Annotated in this window: 1 protein-coding gene; it reads left to right on the forward strand. The window is 56.1% G+C overall.

Annotation, left to right across the window (positions count from 1 at the left end; translation table 11 throughout):
* A partial coding sequence (vgrG, locus tag FE392_RS19975; protein WP_319931874.1) for a type VI secretion system tip protein VgrG occupies window positions 1-346 on the forward strand: 346 nt, incomplete at both ends.

Consider the following 346-nt stretch of genomic DNA (forward strand, 5'->3'; position numbering starts at 1 on the left):
ACCGGCCTGCACCAAACCACTTACCGGATGAGTATCCGCCCCGATTTGTGGCGCACTACCCTGCGGCGGAACTCCCGCATTTTCCAGCAACTCAACATTGCCGACATCATCACCACCATTCTCAAAGAGCACAACATCCGCGATGTGGTATTCAACCTGCGCCACCCGCATCCGGCGCGGGAATTTTGCGTGCAATATCAGGAAAGCGATTTCGATTTCCTGCAACGCCTGACCGCCGAAGAGGGCATTTTCTACTTCTTTGAATGCAGTAACGGGCGTAACACGCTGGTCTTTGCTGACGATTGCGGAGCCGTACCGCCGGGTATCCACCTGCCCTATCAGCCGG

The organism is Xenorhabdus santafensis, assembly GCF_033949405.1.
Classification (GTDB): domain Bacteria; phylum Pseudomonadota; class Gammaproteobacteria; order Enterobacterales; family Enterobacteriaceae; genus Xenorhabdus; species Xenorhabdus santafensis.